We start from the raw sequence: 17022 nt of genomic DNA, 5'->3' as shown, positions 1-17022 counted from the left end.
GGTGTTCTCTGGAGCCTGTTTTTCCTCGGGCTCAGTTCAGAATCTGGGCAAGATTATGCCATCTGCAAGCCAATGATTCATTGATTCTCATTGCTGGCAGACCCGCGGGATGGAAATTCAGCAGCGTTGGACAGGCTGTGAGCCGATCAGTGCCGTGCTCTGAACAAGGTTTCGCCCGGCGCCATCTCGTTTCTTACGGCCTCGCGTATCGAGCCGTCGATCTCTGCTGAGTCGGCTTCATATAGACCGCACATCGCCAGCGCCTTTCGCAGTCTGATGTCCTTGCCGAGATATTCGTACACAACCCTGGCGCAGCAGGGCATGCGTTCGCTGTTGTCCGACACCCCCATCTTCAGCCCGGTCAGCTTGGACACCCGATTGCGAAAGCTGGGAAAGAGGATGGTCTGAGTGACTTCATGGCAGTTCAGGGTCTCGTAATCCACCAAAAAAAGCCGGTCAGTGAGCAGGTGCACTATGCCCTGGTAGCGGTTGTGGCAGGGTGCTTCATTGGCGTTGGTGCGCATCCGCTCGGTGCGCTGGAAGACTATCTGGCCGTCCTGTTCCTCCAGGCAAACCAGGTTGCGCAGCAGCTTTCCTGGTGTCGACATCGACAGGTAGTACTCGAAGTAATAGCCGAGGTAGCGCTGGATATCCGGGTTGGAACAGCGCGAGAGCTGCTCCATATGCGCAGCGACGCTGCCGTTCACTACCGGTTCCGCCAGGGTAGCCTGCGGGCGCAGCTGTACCAGCCTTTCAAACTGTGTGTGCGGCAGCAGTATCTCGTGGGTTTCGACACCAAAAAACTCACACAGACGACGCAGGGTATTGGCTGAAGGTTTGTACTGGCCGCTCAGGTAGCGGTTGAACTGAGGCCGGTTGATATCCAGCCGTCGGCACACTTCCGCAATCGATTTGTAGTAGCTGCAGAGCAGGCGGATGTTCTGGGCCAGATCTTCATGCATGGCGGGCTTGGTCATTATTCAACCTGCACGGGCGGTGCGTTTATTTAAGAAGTGCATCGAACTGCGATAGTGCTACTTGATGCTGCGTTAGCGCCAAACTGCGTCAGTGTGTAGCCAGAGTGTCAAATTCTATCAGTGGCGCACCGCTGTTTAAATCACCCGCTGTGAAACAAACCCGCGGAGCGTCCTGGCCGGCTCAAGGCGCTTCAGACATAACAAGAGATAACGGAGTTTTGTCATGTTGGATTTTCTCAACGACATTCTATGGGGCAAGGTGCTTATCGCACTGCTGATTATCGTCGGCATCGGTTTTACGCTGGCATCCCGCTTTGTGCAGTTTCGCTACTTCGGACGTATGTTCCGCATCCTCGGTGCCAGCCAGGCATTCAAGAAAGACAAGCACGGTCACCTGAGCTCTTTCCAGGCGCTGATCCTGTCCGTGGCCGGCCGTGTCGGTGGCGGTAATATTGCCGGTGTCGCTGTGGCGATCACCCTGGGCGGACCCGGTGCGGTGTTCTGGATGTGGGTTGTCGGCATGATGGGCATGGCGACCAGCTTCCTGGAATGCACCCTGGCGCAGACCTACAAGCAGGCTGAGCCGGACGGCACCTATCGCGGCGGCCCGGCGCACTACATCACCCGTGGCATGGGCAGCAAGTTCAAGTGGCTGGGCGGTCTCTACTCCATTCTTCTGTTGGTTACCTTTGGTTTCGGCTTTACCGCGCTGCAGTCGTACGCGGTGGCTACTTCCGTTGGCGATGCCTTCGGCGTGCCGGTGTTCTACAGCGGTATCGCGCTGGCGATGATCGTCGGTCTGATCATCTTCGGTGGCGTCAAGCGTATCGCCCGTGTCGCCGAGGTTCTGGTGCCGGTGATGGCGGTGGGTTACCTGGCGATCGCCTTTGTCGTGCTGGGCATGCATATCGACCGTATCCCTGACGTGATCACCCTGATCGTGAAAAGCGCGTTCGGCCTGGAACAGGCTGTGGGCGGCGGTATCGGTGCGGCGATCATGATGGGTGTGAAGCGCGGTCTGTTCTCCAACGAAGCGGGCCTTGGCAGTGCGCCGAACGTGGCGGCTGTGGCTTACGTACCGCACCCGGCCAACCAGGGTGTGGTGCAGGCGTTCTCCGTGTTTATCGATACGCTGATCATCTGCTCGTCTACTGCGTTCATCATTCTGCTGAGCAGCATCTATGACCCGGCTTCCGTGAGCGATGTGGGCGGCGTGGCGCTGACCCAGTCTGCGCTGGCGGATCATGTGGGCGACTGGGGCCGTAGTTTTGTCAGCGTGGCGCTGGTGCTGTTCGGCTTTAGCACCGTGCTCTACAACTATTACCTCGGCGAGAACAGCATCAACTTCTTTAGCACCGAGAATCAGAACCTGTTCAACGCCTTCCGGGTCGCGATCATCGGTCTGGTGTGCTGGGGTGCGACCACTGACCTGGGCACCGTGTTCGCTTTTGCCGATGTGACCATGGGTCTGCTGGCGCTGGTCAACCTGATTGCCCTGATCTGTCTGTTCAAGCCGGGTTTGCGTGTGCTGCGCGACTTTGACCAGCAGATCGCGGAAGGGATCGAGCAGCCGGTGTTCGATGCCAATAAATTCAGCGACATGGACCTGGATGCGAAAGCCTGGGAGATCGAGCTGGAAGACCTGGAGCAGCTGCGCCAGCGCAATGCGAAGGCGACCGGCCGCGAGAGTCTGGCTTCAAACTGATCGGGACGGCTACCTAACTCATCGTAGCTTCCAAGGGCCCGGACTGTTCCGGGCCTCTCTTTTTCTACGTGTTATTGCGCAGGTAAATAAAGCTTATGAAAACGCGTATTGAGCATGATCTTCTCGGCGATCTGCCGGTTCCGGCCGACGCCTGGTACGGCATCCAGACCCAGCGGGCTCTGGACAACTTCTCCATCACCGGTGTGCCGATCAGCCACTTCCCACAGTTCGTCCGCGCACTGGCGATGGTGAAATCCGCCGCTGCCCGCGCCAACCGTGACCTGGGTTCGCTGGCGCCGCACAAGGCGGATGCGATCATTGCTGCCTGCGACGATATTATCGCCGGCAAGCTGCACGATCAGTTCGTCGTCGATCTGATTCAGGGTGGGGCGGGTACCTCCACCAACATGAACGCCAACGAGGTGATCGCCAACCTGGCGCTGGAAAAGCTCGGCTATCAGAAGGGCGAGTACCAGTATCTGCATCCGAACGACGACGTGAACCGCTCCCAGTCCACCAACGATGCTTACCCGACGGCGGTCTGCCTGGCGATCCAGTTTGCTTGCGAGCCGCTGGAGCAGGCGATCATCCAGTTGAAAGGACAGCTTGAAGCCAAGGGCCGTGAATTCGCTGATATCGTCAAGATGGGCCGTACCCAGCTGCAGGACGCCGTGCCGATGACCCTCGGCCAGGAGTTCGAAGCCTTTGCGGTAAACCTGGGTGAAGATATCGACCGTCTGCACGAGGCCAGCCGCCTGCTGTGCGAGGTCAATCTGGGCGGTACCGCCATCGGTACCGGTATCAACACCCACCCGCGCTACCAGGCACTGGCGGTGGGCTACCTGGCGGAGATCTCCGGCAGGCCGATCGTGTCCGCCACCAACCTGGTGGAAGCGACCTCGGACATGGGCGCGTTTGTGCTCTTCTCCGGCATTCTTAAGCGCTTTGCCGTGAAACTCGGCAAGATGTGCAACGACCTGCGCCTGCTCTCCAGCGGTCCGCGTACCGGCTTTGCCGAAATCCTGCTGCCGCCGATGCAGCCGGGCTCCTCGATCATGCCGGGCAAGGTCAACCCGGTGATCCCGGAAGCGGTCAACCAGACCGCCTACCAGGTGATCGCCAGCGATCTCGCTGTGACCCTGGCGGCCGAAGCGGGCCAGCTGCAGCTCAACGCCATGGAGCCGATGATCGTTTACAACATCCTCAACTCCATGAAGATGCTGGGTTCCGCCTGCACCATGCTGGACTCCCGCTGCATCCGCGGCATCAAGGCCAACGAGGAGCAGTGCGCGCGCCACGTGGACAACAGCATCGGTATCATCACCGCGTTGGTGCCGCATATCGGTTACTCCAACTCCACCCGTATCGCGACCCAGGCGCTGACCACCGGCTCCACCGTGCGCGAACTGGTACTGGCGGAAGGGCTGCTTGATGAGGCTGAGCTGGATCGTCTGCTGAGTCCGCGTGCCATGCTGGCGCCGGTGGCGGTAGCCTCATGAACGCACGGGTTCTTGTGATCTACACCGGCGGCACCATCGGTATGGTGCCCTCGGAGCAGGGGTATGTGCCCGAGCCCGGTTTTCATGACCGGGTGCAGGCGCAGCTGGAAAGCCTGGGCGAGGCGGCACTGCCGGAATACGACCTGATCGAACTGGATCGGCTCATCGACAGCGCCAACCTGGTACCGAACGACTGGCGCGAGATCGCGCTGGCCATCGAGCAGAACTGGAAAACCTACGACGGCTTCGTGGTACTGCACGGCACCGACACCCTCGCGTACACCGCCTCGGCACTGTCGTTCATGCTGGAAGGCACCAATAAGCCGGTGATCCTGACCGGTTCGCAGATCCCGCTGGCGCAGCTGCGCAACGATGCGCTGGACAACCTGGTGACCTCGCTGATGCTGGCAGCCAGCCGCGAGATCTTCGAGGTGTGCGTCTACTTCAACGGTCGTCTGCTGCGCGGCAACCGCTCGCTGAAGGTGCGCTCCAGCGGTTTCGATGCGTTTGATTCGCCCAACGCGCCCTGGCTGGGGCAGGCGGGCATCAACATCGATCTGCGTCCGGATCTGCTGTTGCCGCCGGGTCGGCCCTGTTTCCAGATCCCGGAGTTCGATCCTGCGGCGGTCACCGTGCTGACCGTGTTCCCCGGTATGCCGGCCAGCCTGATCGAGGCGGCGGTAGACAGTTCTGCGGTGAAGGCGCTGGTGCTGCAGACCTACGGCGTGGGTAACCCGCCGGATGCAGACTCGGCATTGATCGGTGCGCTGGAAGTGGCGGCGAAGCGTGGCGTCTGCATCCTGAACCTGACCCAGTGTCAGCAGGGCGCGGTGAGCCAGGGTGCCTACGCCACCGGCGCCACCCTGAACCGTATCGGCGTGGTGCCGGGCGCGGATATGACGCTGGAAGCGGCGTTCACCAAGCTGCACTACCTGCTGGGCCTGGGTATCGAGGGCGAGGAACTGCGGCAGTCGATGCAGGCCTCCTTGCGCGGCGAACTGAGCGAAGGCTAAGTCTTTTACAGCCGGGCTGGCCGACTCAGTTCCAGAACGACTGGTAAGTCCCCGGCGTCATCGCCAGCCGTTGCTTGAAGTGGCGGTGAAAGTGGGACTGGTCGGCAAAGCCCAGCTGCAAGGCGACATCGTCAAGGCGCGCGTTCCTGTCTCTGAGCAGGGCGCGCGCTTTTTTTATGCGCTGATCGATCTGATAGGCGTGTGGCGGCTGGCCGTAATGCTTGCGGAACAGCCTGATCAGCTGATAGCGGTTCAAGGCCGCTTCCTGGCAGAGATCGTCCAGAGAGAGGTTGGCAGAGAGGTTGTCGGCCAGTAGTTCGCAGACGCGATGCAGGGATTTTGGCGGTTCGCTGGCTGGGGTTGTATCCCTGTCCTGCCCGGAGAAGAAGGGGGCGAGAAAACCTATCAGCTCGGTTTCCGTTTCTAGGGCCGTGCCCGCTCCGTCCAGCAGCTTGTAGAGCCGGTCAAAATCGCGGCCGATCTCAGGGCGGGTGGCGAGTACCTCAGCAAAGGGCTGATAATCGGCCGAGCAGGGCGAGAGTTCCCGCTGCAGTCCGCCCATCCATTCGGTATCCACAAACAGCATCCGGTAGGACCAGCGTCCCTTATCCGGGTTACAGGCGTGCAGGTCGGCCGGGTTGATGGTCACCAGTGAGCCGCGGCCAATACGGTTGAGATGCTCCCTGTTCTGATACAGGGCAGCACCCTGGTCGATCAGGCCGAAAGAGAACTCATCATGGGAGTGCGCCCGGTAACAGGCCGAGGAGTTCGCCGCCAGGCGCATCTCTACCGCCGGCAAGACCAGGCTGCTTTTCAGGCTGAGGTTTTCGGGTGATCTCATTTTCGGTAAAGCCATCGTTGAAGCTATCTTTGAAGTCATTGTTGAAGCCGTCGTTGAGACCATCGTTGAAAGCACGCTTACTCAACCAGCATCAGTATCACGGCAGCCGCCAGCAGCAGCGCCATCAAGCGATTGAACTGGCGCTGAAGGCGGGGACGGCTGAGTCGCTGGCCGATCAGGTGACCCGCCAGCGCCCAGCAGCTGACACCGGCGAAGCAACAGATAAACGAGACGGCGACAAACAGGCTTAGATAATAGCCCAGCTGTGGCTGGCTGGTCACATAGAGGCTGACACCGGAGAGCGAAACGATCCACGCCTTGGGGTTCAGAATCTGGATCAGCGCACCGCTGACAAGGCCTGCTGCCGGGCTTTTCTCTTCAAGGTCTGAGTCATTCACCGGGGCCGTGGCGATCTTGAATGCCATGTACAGCAGAAACAGGCCACCCGCGTAGCGCATGGCATCTGTCAGTGACGGCAGCAGCTGGCTGGCCAGCGACATACCGGCGCCGGCGCAGATCACGACCAGCGTATAACCCAGCGAGGCGCCTAACACATGGGGCAGGGCGGCATTCCAGCCCGACCGGGCGCCGGTACTGGTGGCGACGAGGTTGACCGGGCCTGGCGTCACGGCACCGACAAAGGCGAAGGTGATCATGGAAGCGAGCAGAGTGAGCATCTATATCTCCAGTGGTGATTCCGGAGCACTCTAGTCACGCAGATGCACGCTGTATTGAACGAAATTGCAGGGGCTGAATGGGGATAAAGGCGAACCTCCTATTCGTACTTCAGCCCCTTCTCCAGAAACTTGAGGAAATTACCTTCCGCCCAGTGCGCCTTGAACGCCTTGTAGGTGTTGAGGTTGTAAACCACGCAGAAGCGGTTATCGACCTTGTTGGCGGCGTAGGAGTGCAAGGTCTTTCTGTCCAGACGAGAAAACACGAACGCCCGGTTCTGCTTCCATTCGATTTCGCCGACCGGCTCTTTGGTATAGCGGCCGTCATGGATAAAGGTGCCGTTATTCTGTTCCGGGTTGATGTAGATAACGACACTGAGCAGCTTTTTGGGAATGTCGTCATGAATGGCGTGCTCGTAGTCGGGACCGGTGGAGATCAGGTGAAAGTCTGAAAATTCGTAGAGTGAGGTTTTCTTTTTAGACAGCACGCCTAGCATTGCCAGCAGTGGCGGGCGGTATTTGCGGTCGACCCCGGTCAGGAAAGGTGCATCGAAAACGTCCGATTTCACCTCGCCATTTTTCCGGATCAGGCTGTGCGCGATCTTGATTTCTTTATCTTTAACATCCGCTTCACGTTGCCTGATCTGATTAAACTCTTCGGTGGTGAAAAAGTTATCGATGATCAGGTGGGGAAAGGCGACGCCATTGACCTCCTCAGCGCAGGACACCTTCCAGTGTTCGGGAAATGCGGTACTGGCTTGATAGACCTTTGCCGATAAAGAGTGCTGTTCCATCGATTCGTTGTCACCTCCGGAAAAAGAGAGAACAGCATAGGACGCAGGTAAAACAAACTGGTTACAGCGCAGGCGGGGGGCTTACCCTGCCTGCGAGATTCTTTCGCTTGCCGCTGTACCCGCCATCAGGCTCTCCCTGTGCCGATCCTGTTTTTTCTCCAGCAGCGCCAGATAGATCCGCAGCTCCGCAAAGGCCGCATCGTAGACCAGGAACGCCTCTTCAGAGTCACCCCGTTTTATGTCGGCGATCTCTGTGAAAAAACGGTTGAGCATCTTCAGCAGGGTATCGATGCTCATCGCCAGCCAGGCATCGTTGGTGACCCATTTGTCGATGAACTCATCAAGCCGCGTGAAGGTGCGTTTCAGCAGGGGATAACCGGTGCGGATCTCTTTGCTCTGCCGCAGCAGCAGATAGATCTCGTAGGTTTCGTCGGCAAGCTTGCGCGGCTGGCTTACATCGAGCAGATAGCGGCCGCGATACTGCTCATACAACGCATCGAACTGTTTGACGAAGCGTTCCTCGCTATTGAGCTCGGCGAAAGGGGATAGCGTGTCCGCCAGCATCACGTAGGTTTTGTTCAGCTCGGCGACCATCAGGTTGAACTGGCGGTTGAAGTCGCCGGAACGGAGCAGCGTATTGACCGTGCGGGCGATGCCGTCCCACTCGGAGGCGGTGGCGCAGACACTGGTCATCTCCCGGATCAGGGTCAGTTCTGTACCCATGGCGTCAGCTACCTGTGGTCAGATCGGTGATTTCGGCCACGCAGGCATTGTCCTTCACCTGGTGCAGAGAACTGTCGAACTCCATCTGCGAACTGAACAGCTGGCTTTTGGCGATGATCTCGCCGCCACCATTCTTAATCACAAAGAAGCTGTCGCCTGCCGGGACCTTGCCCGCCGCGATCAGGTGTCCCATCAGACTGCCGGTACGTACCTCGCTGATCGCCTGTTCAGCCTCCTGTCGCGATGGATACTCGCCACCGATCAGCAGGTCAATGCCATCAGTGTCGACCAGGGTGAAATGAAACTGCTGCTCGGGGGTGGTTTTGAGTTCAAACGTGGCTGCCATGTCATTCTCCTAGGTATCGGATGCTGAGCGCGGAATTGTTCGATGGTTGCTCTAATCGGCTTTTGCAAAGGAGGTGCCATGGTTTTGGTATTGATTTTAAAAGGCTTTTATAAAACGAATGCGTATTGCAGAGGTGTTGTGTGGCATAGACGACATTTCATCGGGCGAGAAATGTCGTGCATCAAAGTACTGCAAGCGGGAGCAGAAACCTGGGTCTGAACAAGCGATTGTAGAGCACACAGAGTACTACTGATGATTCACCATCACATGCCGTATCACCGAGTAATCCTCCAGCGAGAACATCGACAAATCCTTACCGTAACCTGAGCGTTTCAGACCGCCGTGAGGCATCTCGGCCGGTAGCAGGAAGTGGTTGTTGATCCAGGTTGAGCCGTATTCCAGTTCTGCGGCGGTGGCCAGGGCGCGGCCGATATTGCCGGACCAGACCGAGGAGGCGAGGCCATACTGAGAATCGTTGGCCTGACGGATTGCATCCTCCACCGAGTCGCAGCGGGTGACGGAGACCACCGGGCCGAACACTTCACGCTGCACGATCTCGTCCTCATGACGGGCGCCGGCGATCACGGTGGGCGGGTAGTAGAAGCCGGGTAGATCCGGGATCTCGCCGCCGCTGATCAGCTCGGTGTGGGGCAGCTCCAGCGCCCGTTCGACAAAGCTGGCCACGCTGTTGCGCTGGCGCTGGCTGATCAAAGGGCCCAGGTGATTTCTGCTGTCGTCGGCGTGGTTGTAGACCAGTTTGGAAACCCGCTCTGCCAGTGCGCTCAGCAGCGCCTCATAAACGTCATTATGGGCGTAGACCTGGCAAGCCGCGGTGCAATCCTGGCCGGCGTTGTAAAAGCCGTAATGGGCAATGGCGTCAGCAACGGCCGCGATATCGGCGTCATCGAGCACCAGCACCGGCGCCTTGCCGCCGAGCTCAAGATGGGTGCGTTTCAGTGTGCGTACCGCGGCCTGCTGCACCTTCTGGCCGGTGGAGATATCCCCGGTCAGTGACACCATCGCCACATCCCGATGGTTGATCAGCCGGCTGCCGACGCTGTCACCCCGGCCCGGCAGGATATTCACTACGCCGGCCGGAAGAATTGCGTTGAGAGCATCCGCCAGTAGCAGCGTGGTCAGCGGCGTCTGCTCCGAGGGCTTGAACACCAGGGTGTTGCCGGCGGCGATGGCGGGCGCGATCTTCCAGGCGGCCATCATCAGCGGATAGTTCCAGGGCGCGATGGTTGCCACCACACCCAGTGCGTCTCTGCGCACCATGCTGGTGTTGCTGGGCAGGTACTCACCGGCGGCAGGGGCGCTCTGGCAGCGCACCGCGGCGGCGAAAAAGCGAAAGACATCGGCGGCGGCGGGGATCTCATCGCGCAATACCAGGTGGCGCGGCTTGCCGCAGTTCAGCGCTTCCATATTGGCCAGCGGTTCGGCCCTGGCCTCGATGGCATCGGCGATCGCCAGCAGGTGGGCGGCGCGCTCTGACGGGCTCGATCTTTTCCAGCTGGCAAAGGCTGAGCGGGCCGCGGCGATGGCGGCATTGATCTGCTCACTGGAGGCTTCCCTGATCTCGGTAATCAGTGCCCCGGTGCGCGGGTTGATCACCGCCTCGGCTTCCCCTTCGCCTTCACAGCGCTCGCCGTTGATCAGTAGTTCGCTGGGGTATGTCATGGTTATGCCCTGTTGCATCGGTTGTCAGCCCAGGTTCTGCGGTTGCAGGGCCGGCAGGGACTCCCGCGCCACCGGCAGGAAATGATCGATCAGCGGATTGCGCGCTCCGCCGCGGCGCCAGGCGAGGCCGATATCAAGCGTTTCCGACACTTCCAGAATCCGCCGTGCCTCAACGCGGTCGCCCTCCACGGACCAGGGCCGGTAGGTCATATCGGGCATCAGCGCCATGCCCATACCGGCAGAGACCAGGCTGCGCACGGCCTCCACCGAGGAGCTGCGCAGGCTGACGACCGGACGGCTGCCACTGCCACTTAACAGGTTGCGGATCCGCTCTTCCATCTCGTCGACGTTAAGCAGGATCAGCGGCTCGCCGCTGAGCTCGTTTAGGCCGATGGAGTCCAGCTCCAGCAGTTTGTGCTCCGGCGGCAACCAGAGTCGGTAGCGGGAGTAGGTCAGCACCTCGGTATTCAGCGCCGAACGGTACTCCAGGTTGGACAGCATCAGCACGCCCACGTCGATCTCGCCGCTGACCAGCAGGTGTTCGATATAGCTGCGGTCATCCTCCACCACATGGATCTTCACGCCCTGGTAGATGCGCTGAAACCGGGCCAGCAGATCGGCCAGGTAGTAGCCGGCCACCAGACTGGTTACCCCCAGGGTTATCTCGCCGCTGACCGTTTCCGTGCTTTGTTGCAGGCTGCGCTTGGCGTTGGACACCGAGGCCAGCACCAGGTGGGCCTGACGCAGGAACTGATGCCCCTGGTGAGTCAGCTCCATTCCCTTGGCGTGGCGGGCGAACAGGATAGCGCCCAGTTCTTCTTCCAGCTGCTTGATGGCAGTAGTCAGGGTGGACTGGGAGATATGCACGGCCTGGGCCGCCGCGGAAACCGAACCGGTCTCGGCGATGGCGATAAAGTAGCGAATCTGGCGCAGGCTCATCATTGGGCTGGGTGCTCTTTGCGCGGGAAATGCTCTCGTGGAGCGATCCAATAAAACGATTGTCGACCGGACGTCGTCGCAGCAATCCAAGTATATCGCCGCAGTCCTATCCGCTGGCGGCTGGATGTTAGCGGGCGGTCGGCTATGTAATACAAACGCTTAGTGCCGCAACAATCTATATCACAGCCTGAGCTGATGGAGCTATCGCTTTTTTAGAAGGCCCCGTTCTTTATTAACAATTGGCGATAGCTTTGCCACTGACCTTAGCCTGAGGAGAACGCAGACGGCGCAGTTGGATGCGAACTAGACTGCGACAGCGGGTTTGAACGCATCGATAAACTCAAGGTTAGAGGACTTCACCATGGCAAAGGCTAATCTGATTACCGGCACCCTCGCAGGTGCTCTGCTGGCGGCAACAGGCAGTAACGCGATGGCGCTCGATGAGATCGGCCCGGGGGAAGGGCGCGTCGATATCATCGCCTGGGCGGGCTACATCGAGCGGGGTGAAACCGACCCTGCGTTTGACTGGGTCACCGAGTTTGAAAAGAACACCAGCTGTACCGTCAACGTAAAGACCGCCGCGACCTCGGACGAGATGGTCAGCCTGATGGCCAAGGGAGGCTACGACCTGGTGACTGCCTCGGGCGATGCGTCCCTGCGCCTTATCTACGGCAAGCGGGTGCAGCCGATCAACCTGAACCTGATCAAGGCCTGGGACACCATCGACAGTCGTCTGCAGAAAGCGCCCTGGCACACCGTGGATGGCGTTCACTACGGCGTACCCTTTGAGTGGGGTCCCAACGTGCTGATGTACAACACCAACGTATTCAAGGAAGCGCCTGAGAGCTGGAAAGTGGTGTTTGAAAATATGCAGCTGCCGGATGGTTCATCCAACGAGGGTCGTGTACAGGCTTATGACGGCCCGATCTACATCGCCGATGCCGCACTCTATCTGATGTCGACCCAGCCGGAGCTGGGCATTACCGATCCCTATGAGCTGAATGAAACCCAGTACGCCGCCGTGCTGGAGCTGCTGCGCGGCCAGCACAGCCTGATCCACCGTTACTGGCATGACTACAACGTGCAGATGAGCGACTTCAAGAATGAGGGCGTGGTGGCCTCCAGCTCCTGGCCGTTCATGGCCAACCTGCTGATGGGCGAGGAGCAGCCCGTTGCCATGACGTTCCCGAAAGAGGGCGTCACCGGTTGGGCGGACACCACCATGATGGCCGCCGATGCACCGCACCCCAACTGTGCCTACGAATGGCTGAACTGGTCGATCACGCCGAAACTCCAGGGCGACCTGGCGGCCTGGTTTGGCGCCGTGCCTGCGGTACCAGCGGCCTGCGAAGGCAACGAGCTGTTGGGCGAGAACGGTTGCGCCACCAACGGCTTCGATAACTTCGAAAAGGTCCATTTCTGGAAAACCCCCACCGCACAGTGTGACAGCCAGGGAACCTGCGTCTCCTACAGCCGCTGGACCCAGGACTACATCGCCATCATGGGCGGGCGCTGAACGGCGCCTATTCTGCAAACGGGAGACCGGGGCCGCGCTTCTCTTAAACGCCTGATAAGCGCGAAAGGCGCGCCCGGTCATTAGATGCTAAGGGAGTGAAGGCTCGCCATGACGACAGTTGTCGAATTCTCCAACGTCAGCCGGCACTACGGCGAAGTCCGCGCGGTTGACCGGGTTTCGCTGGAGATCGCCGAGGGGGAGTTTTTCTCCATGCTGGGGCCGTCCGGCTCCGGCAAAACCACCTGCCTGCGCCTGATCGCCGGCTTTGAGCAGCTCAGCGAAGGGCGGGTAATCATCGAAGGGCGCGACGCCACCGGGCTGCCGCCCTATAAGCGCAACGTCAATACCGTGTTTCAGGACTACGCGCTGTTCCCCCATATGAACGTGCTGGACAACATCGCCTACGGGCTGATGGTGAAGGGCGTCGGTAAAAAAGAGCGCCGCAGCCGTGCCGAAGAGGCGCTGGCCATGGTAGCGCTGAGCGATTATGCCAGCCGCAAACCGGCCCAGCTCTCCGGCGGCCAGCGTCAGCGTATCGCCCTGGCGCGCGCACTGGTTAACCGGCCCAAAGTGCTGCTGCTGGATGAGCCGCTCGGTGCACTGGATCTCAAGCTGCGAGAGCAGATGCAGAGCGAACTTAAGAGCCTGCAGCGCCGTCTTGGGATCACCTTTATTTTCGTCACCCATGATCAGACCGAGGCACTGTCCATGTCCGACCGGGTGGCGGTGTTCAACAAGGGGCGTATCGAGCAGATGGATTCGCCGCGCAACCTCTACAACCGGCCCTCTACTGCCTTTGTGGCGGAGTTTGTCGGTACTGCCAATGTGATTGGGGGCGCGCTGAGTGAGCGGCTGTCGCGGGCAGGAAAATCCTTTGCCCTGCGGCCCGAGTACGTCAGCGTCAACGGGGCCGACACCAGCGGGGATATCCGCATGGGTGGCACCGTCCGCGATGTGCAGTACCAGGGCGCTAATACCCGCTACGAGATCGAGCTGGAGGGTGGGGCGGTGATCAACGCCAGCGAAGCCAACGCCTTCCATGGCAACGATAGCGGCCCCCGAGCCGGGCAGCAGGTCAGCGTCAGCTGGCACAGCGACGCCATGGTTGAGCTGCAGGGCGGGGCGTCGCTATGAATGCCGCCGCAGATATGAACGCAGCGCCGCGGCGTTCGCTGCTGGGGCGGTTTTCCGATTTCCTTTACCGCAGGCCCACCTTCTATCTGCTGCTACTGCTGGTACCGCCGCTGCTCTGGTTCGGCGCGGTGTATATTGCATCCCTGCTGAGTCTTCTCTGGCAGAGCTTCTACACCTTCGATGATTTCACCATGCTGGTGAGTCATACGCTGACGCTGGCCAATTACGCTCAGCTGTTTCAGCCGGCCAACTTCGACATCATCGTCCGCACCCTGACCATGGCGTTGGCGGTGAGCCTGTTCAGTGCGCTGATCGCGTTTCCGGTGGCCTATTATATGGCCCGCTACGCTACCGGCCGCACCAAGGCGTTTTTCTATATCGCGGTGATGCTACCGATGTGGACCAGTTACATCGTCAAGGCTTACGCCTGGACCCTGCTGCTGGCAAAGGAGGGCGTCACCAGCTGGTTTATCCATCTGCTGGGGCTGGATGCGGTGCTGGAGTTTCTGCTGGGGATACCCGGAATCGGCGGCAATACGCTGTCTACCTCCAATATTGGCCGCTTCTTCGTGTTCACCTATATCTGGCTGCCGTTCATGATCCTGCCGATCCAGGCGGCGCTGGAGCGTCTGCCGCCGTCATTGCTGCAGGCCTCGTCGGATCTGGGCGCCAACCCCTGGCGCACCTTCCGCCATGTGATCTTTCCGCTGGCGATTCCCGGTATCGCTGCAGGCTCTATCTTTACCTTCTCGCTGACCCTGGGCGATTACATCGTGCCGCAGCTGGTGGGCCCGCCGGGGCTGTTTCTCGGCAACATGGTTTATGTGCAGCAGGGGGCGATAGGCAACATGCCGATGGCGGCAGCCTTTACGCTGGTGCCCATCGTACTGATCGCGGTGTACCTGAGCATAGTCAAGCGACTGGGGGCGTTCGATGCACTCTGAAAAAGCATCTGTGTGGCTGAAAATCGCCGCCTGGGGAGGGCTGGTGTTCCTGCACTTCCCGATCTTTATCATCGCGCTGTACGCTTTTAATACCGAGGAGTCGGCATTCAGCTTTCCGCCGCCGGGGCTGACCACCAAGTGGTTCGCGGTCGCCTTTAGCCGGGCCGATGTGCTGGACTCGATTCTGCTGTCGCTGCAGATCGCCTGTATCGCCACGGTGATCGCCATGATTCTTGGCACGCTTGCCGCTGCCGCACTGTACCGACGCAACTTTTTCGGCAAGGAGAGCATCACCCTGATGCTGATACTGCCGATAGCGCTGCCCGGTATCATCACCGGCCTTGCGCTGCTCAGCGCATTCAAGACACTGGATGTCTCGCCCGGCGTTATGACGATTGTCATCGGTCACGCTACCTTCTGCGTGGTGATCGTTTACAACAACGTGGTGGCTCGTTTTCGACGTACTTCGCACAGCCTGATCGAGGCCTCCATGGACCTGGGCGCCGATGGCTGGCAGACCTTTCGTTACATCATCCTTCCGAACCTGGGCACCGCCATGCTGGCGGGCGGCATGCTGGCCTTCGCTCTGTCGTTCGATGAACTGATCGTGACCACCTTTACTGCCGGTCATGAGAAACCCCTGCCGATCTGGCTGCTGAACCAGCTGACCCGGCCCCGGGATGTGCCTGTTACCAACGTAGTCGCGCTGATGGTGATGCTGGTCACCATGATCCCTGTTTTGCTGGCTTACCTGCTCACCAAAGGGGGTGAGGATGTGGCCGGCAGCGGCAAATGACGAGAGGAAATGCAGATGCTTAACAAGATGTTGATCGACGGAAAGCTCGTAAGTGGGGAAGGTGCCGCCGTTGCAGTGTTTAACCCCTCCACCGGGGCAAAAATCTGCGATATACCCGAGGCCAGTGCGGCGCAGGTCGCTGCCGCGGTCGCTGCCGCCGATACCGCTTTTGACAGCTGGAGTCAGACCACCCCGGCGGAGCGCTCAGGCCTTTTGCTCAAGCTTGCGGATAAGATCGAGGCGATGGCCGAAGAGTTTGCCGAGCTTGAATCCCTCGATGTAGGCAAGCCCTACAGCGCCGCGCTGGAGGATGAGATCCCCGCCATTGCCGATGTGTACCGTTTCTTTGCGGGCGCCTGCCGCTGTATGAGCGGTTCGGCGGCGGCCGAGTATCTACCCGGTTTTACCTCCATGATCCGCCGCGATCCGGTGGGCGTGGTGGCCTCTATCACGCCCTGGAACTACCCGCTGATGATGGCCGCCTGGAAACTGGCTCCGGCGCTGGCCGCCGGCAATACGGTGGTACTCAAGCCCTCTGAGATCACCCCGCTGACCACGCTGAAGTTCGCCGAACTGCTGGCCGAGATCTTCCCGGCGGGGGTGGTGAATATCGTCTTCGGCACCGGTGCCGAGGTGGGCGCGCCGCTCACCGCCAACCCGAAGGTGCGCATGGTCTCGCTGACCGGCTCCATCCCCACCGGTCAAAAGATCGTGGGTTGCGGCGCCGACACCATGAAACGTACGCATATGGAGCTGGGCGGCAAGGCGCCGGTGATCGTGTTTGACGATGCGGACCTGGACGAAGTAGCGTCCGGCATCCGCGCCTTCGGTTACTACAACGCCGGCCAGGATTGCACCGCCGCCTGTCGTATCTATGCGCAGAAGGGTATCTACGAGGAGCTGGTGAAAAAACTCACCGCAGAGGTGTCCAGCATCAAGATCGGTACCCAGAAGGAGGAGGGCGTAGAGATGGGGCCGCTGGTATCCAGGGCCCAGCAGGAGAAGGTGGCTGCCATGGTTGAGCGCGCCCGGGCGCTGCCGCATATCACCGTAACCACCGGTGGCAAGATTCCGGATATGGACGGCTTCTTCTACGAACCGACGCTGATCGCCGGCGCAAAACAGGATGATGAGATCGTGCGCAAGGAGGTGTTCGGCCCGGTGGTCTCGGTCACCGAGTTCGACACCGAAGAGCAGGGGCTGGCCTGGGCCAACGATTCCGATTACGGCCTGGCGTCCTCGGTCTGGACCGCCGATACCGGCCGCGCTGCCCGCTTCGCCGCGCGCCTTCAGTACGGCTGCACCTGGGTCAACACCCACTTTATGCTGACCACCGAAATGCCCCACGGCGGTATGAAAATGTCAGGCTATGGCAAGGATATGTCGATGTACGGCCTGGAAGACTACACCACCATCCGCCATGTGATGATCAAGCACTGAT

The 17022-nt window shown here is 60.0% G+C and carries 16 protein-coding genes; 8 read left to right on the top strand and 8 right to left on the bottom strand.

Features of this window, described 5'->3' with window-relative positions; all coding sequences use genetic code 11:
- Positions 1-146: 146 nt before the first annotated feature.
- On the bottom strand, positions 147-977 hold the full coding sequence (locus C4S72_RS07935) for a helix-turn-helix domain-containing protein (RefSeq protein ID WP_327332571.1): 831 nt from the start codon (positions 975-977) through the stop codon (positions 147-149).
- 223 nt (positions 978-1200) lie between these two features.
- On the opposite strand from C4S72_RS07935, the gene C4S72_RS07930 reads away from it, so the two are divergent.
- The 3 genes from C4S72_RS07930 to ansA all read left to right on the top strand — a co-directional run bounded on the left by C4S72_RS07930 (position 1201) and on the right by ansA (position 5194).
- Positions 1201-2682 (top strand): alanine/glycine:cation symporter family protein, encoded by a 1482-nt coding sequence (locus C4S72_RS07930; RefSeq protein WP_104002480.1) that lies wholly within the window; start codon positions 1201-1203, stop codon positions 2680-2682.
- Between the two features lie 95 nt (positions 2683-2777).
- Entirely contained in the window at positions 2778-4181 is a 1404-nt protein-coding gene (locus C4S72_RS07925) for an aspartate ammonia-lyase (protein WP_104002479.1), read from the top strand.
- Complete coding sequence (gene ansA / locus C4S72_RS07920) at positions 4178-5194, top strand: asparaginase (RefSeq protein WP_104002478.1); 1017 nt, start codon at positions 4178-4180, stop codon at positions 5192-5194. Before C4S72_RS07925 ends, ansA begins: the two co-directional genes overlap by 4 nt.
- 25 nt (positions 5195-5219) lie before the next feature.
- On the opposite strand, the gene C4S72_RS07915 is transcribed toward ansA, so the two are convergent.
- From C4S72_RS07915 to C4S72_RS07885, 7 genes are all read right to left on the bottom strand, one after another.
- Entirely contained in the window at positions 5220-6035 is an 816-nt protein-coding gene (locus tag C4S72_RS07915; protein ID WP_104002477.1) for a helix-turn-helix transcriptional regulator, read from the bottom strand.
- Positions 6036-6112: 77 nt separating this feature from the next.
- The gene (locus C4S72_RS07910; protein ID WP_104002476.1) at positions 6113-6712 is read right to left on the bottom strand and encodes a LysE family translocator; all 600 of its coding nucleotides are present in this window, start codon (positions 6710-6712) and stop codon (positions 6113-6115) included.
- Positions 6713-6810: 98 nt separating this feature from the next.
- Entirely contained in the window at positions 6811-7503 is a 693-nt protein-coding gene (locus C4S72_RS07905; RefSeq protein WP_104002475.1) for a hypothetical protein, read from the bottom strand.
- 81 nt (positions 7504-7584) lie between these two features.
- Entirely contained in the window at positions 7585-8226 is a 642-nt protein-coding gene (locus tag C4S72_RS07900) for a hypothetical protein (RefSeq protein WP_104002474.1), read from the bottom strand.
- 4 nt (positions 8227-8230) lie between these two features.
- Positions 8231-8572 carry a YegP family protein gene (locus tag C4S72_RS07895; RefSeq protein ID WP_104002473.1) on the bottom strand — a complete coding sequence of 114 codons (342 nt, stop codon included), beginning with the start codon at positions 8570-8572 and terminating at the stop codon, positions 8231-8233.
- A 246-nt stretch (positions 8573-8818) separates the two neighbouring features.
- A complete protein-coding gene (locus C4S72_RS07890; RefSeq protein ID WP_104002472.1) occupies positions 8819-10252 on the bottom strand; it encodes a gamma-aminobutyraldehyde dehydrogenase in 1434 nt (477 codons plus the stop codon).
- 24 nt (positions 10253-10276) lie between these two features.
- Positions 10277-11194, bottom strand: coding sequence for a LysR substrate-binding domain-containing protein (locus tag C4S72_RS07885; protein WP_104002471.1), 918 nt, complete (start codon positions 11192-11194; stop codon positions 10277-10279).
- Positions 11195-11552: 358 nt separating this feature from the next.
- On the opposite strand from C4S72_RS07885, the gene C4S72_RS07880 reads away from it, so the two are divergent.
- The 5 genes from C4S72_RS07880 to C4S72_RS07860 all read left to right on the top strand — a co-directional run bounded on the left by C4S72_RS07880 (position 11553) and on the right by C4S72_RS07860 (position 17021).
- Positions 11553-12707, top strand: a complete 1155-nt coding sequence (locus tag C4S72_RS07880) for an ABC transporter substrate-binding protein (RefSeq protein WP_104002470.1) — start codon at positions 11553-11555, stop codon at positions 12705-12707.
- A 108-nt stretch (positions 12708-12815) separates the two neighbouring features.
- Positions 12816-13841, top strand: a complete 1026-nt coding sequence (locus C4S72_RS07875) for an ABC transporter ATP-binding protein (protein WP_104002469.1) — start codon at positions 12816-12818, stop codon at positions 13839-13841.
- A complete protein-coding gene (locus C4S72_RS07870; RefSeq protein WP_104002468.1) occupies positions 13838-14785 on the top strand; it encodes an ABC transporter permease in 948 nt (315 codons plus the stop codon). Before C4S72_RS07875 ends, C4S72_RS07870 begins: the two co-directional genes overlap by 4 nt.
- Entirely contained in the window at positions 14775-15581 is an 807-nt protein-coding gene (locus tag C4S72_RS07865) for an ABC transporter permease (protein ID WP_104002467.1), read from the top strand. The genes C4S72_RS07870 and C4S72_RS07865 overlap by 11 nt, the downstream gene beginning before the upstream one ends.
- 15 nt (positions 15582-15596) lie before the next feature.
- The gene (locus C4S72_RS07860; RefSeq protein WP_104002466.1) at positions 15597-17021 is read left to right on the top strand and encodes a gamma-aminobutyraldehyde dehydrogenase; all 1425 of its coding nucleotides are present in this window, start codon (positions 15597-15599) and stop codon (positions 17019-17021) included.
- Position 17022: the final 1 nt, after the last annotated feature.

It is taken from the genome of Marinobacterium lutimaris (assembly GCF_900108065.1).
Lineage (GTDB): Bacteria > Pseudomonadota > Gammaproteobacteria > Pseudomonadales > Balneatricaceae > Marinobacterium_D > Marinobacterium_D lutimaris.
The sequence above is the reverse complement of the archived record's forward strand: the minus strand, read 5'-3'. Positions and strand labels throughout refer to the sequence as shown.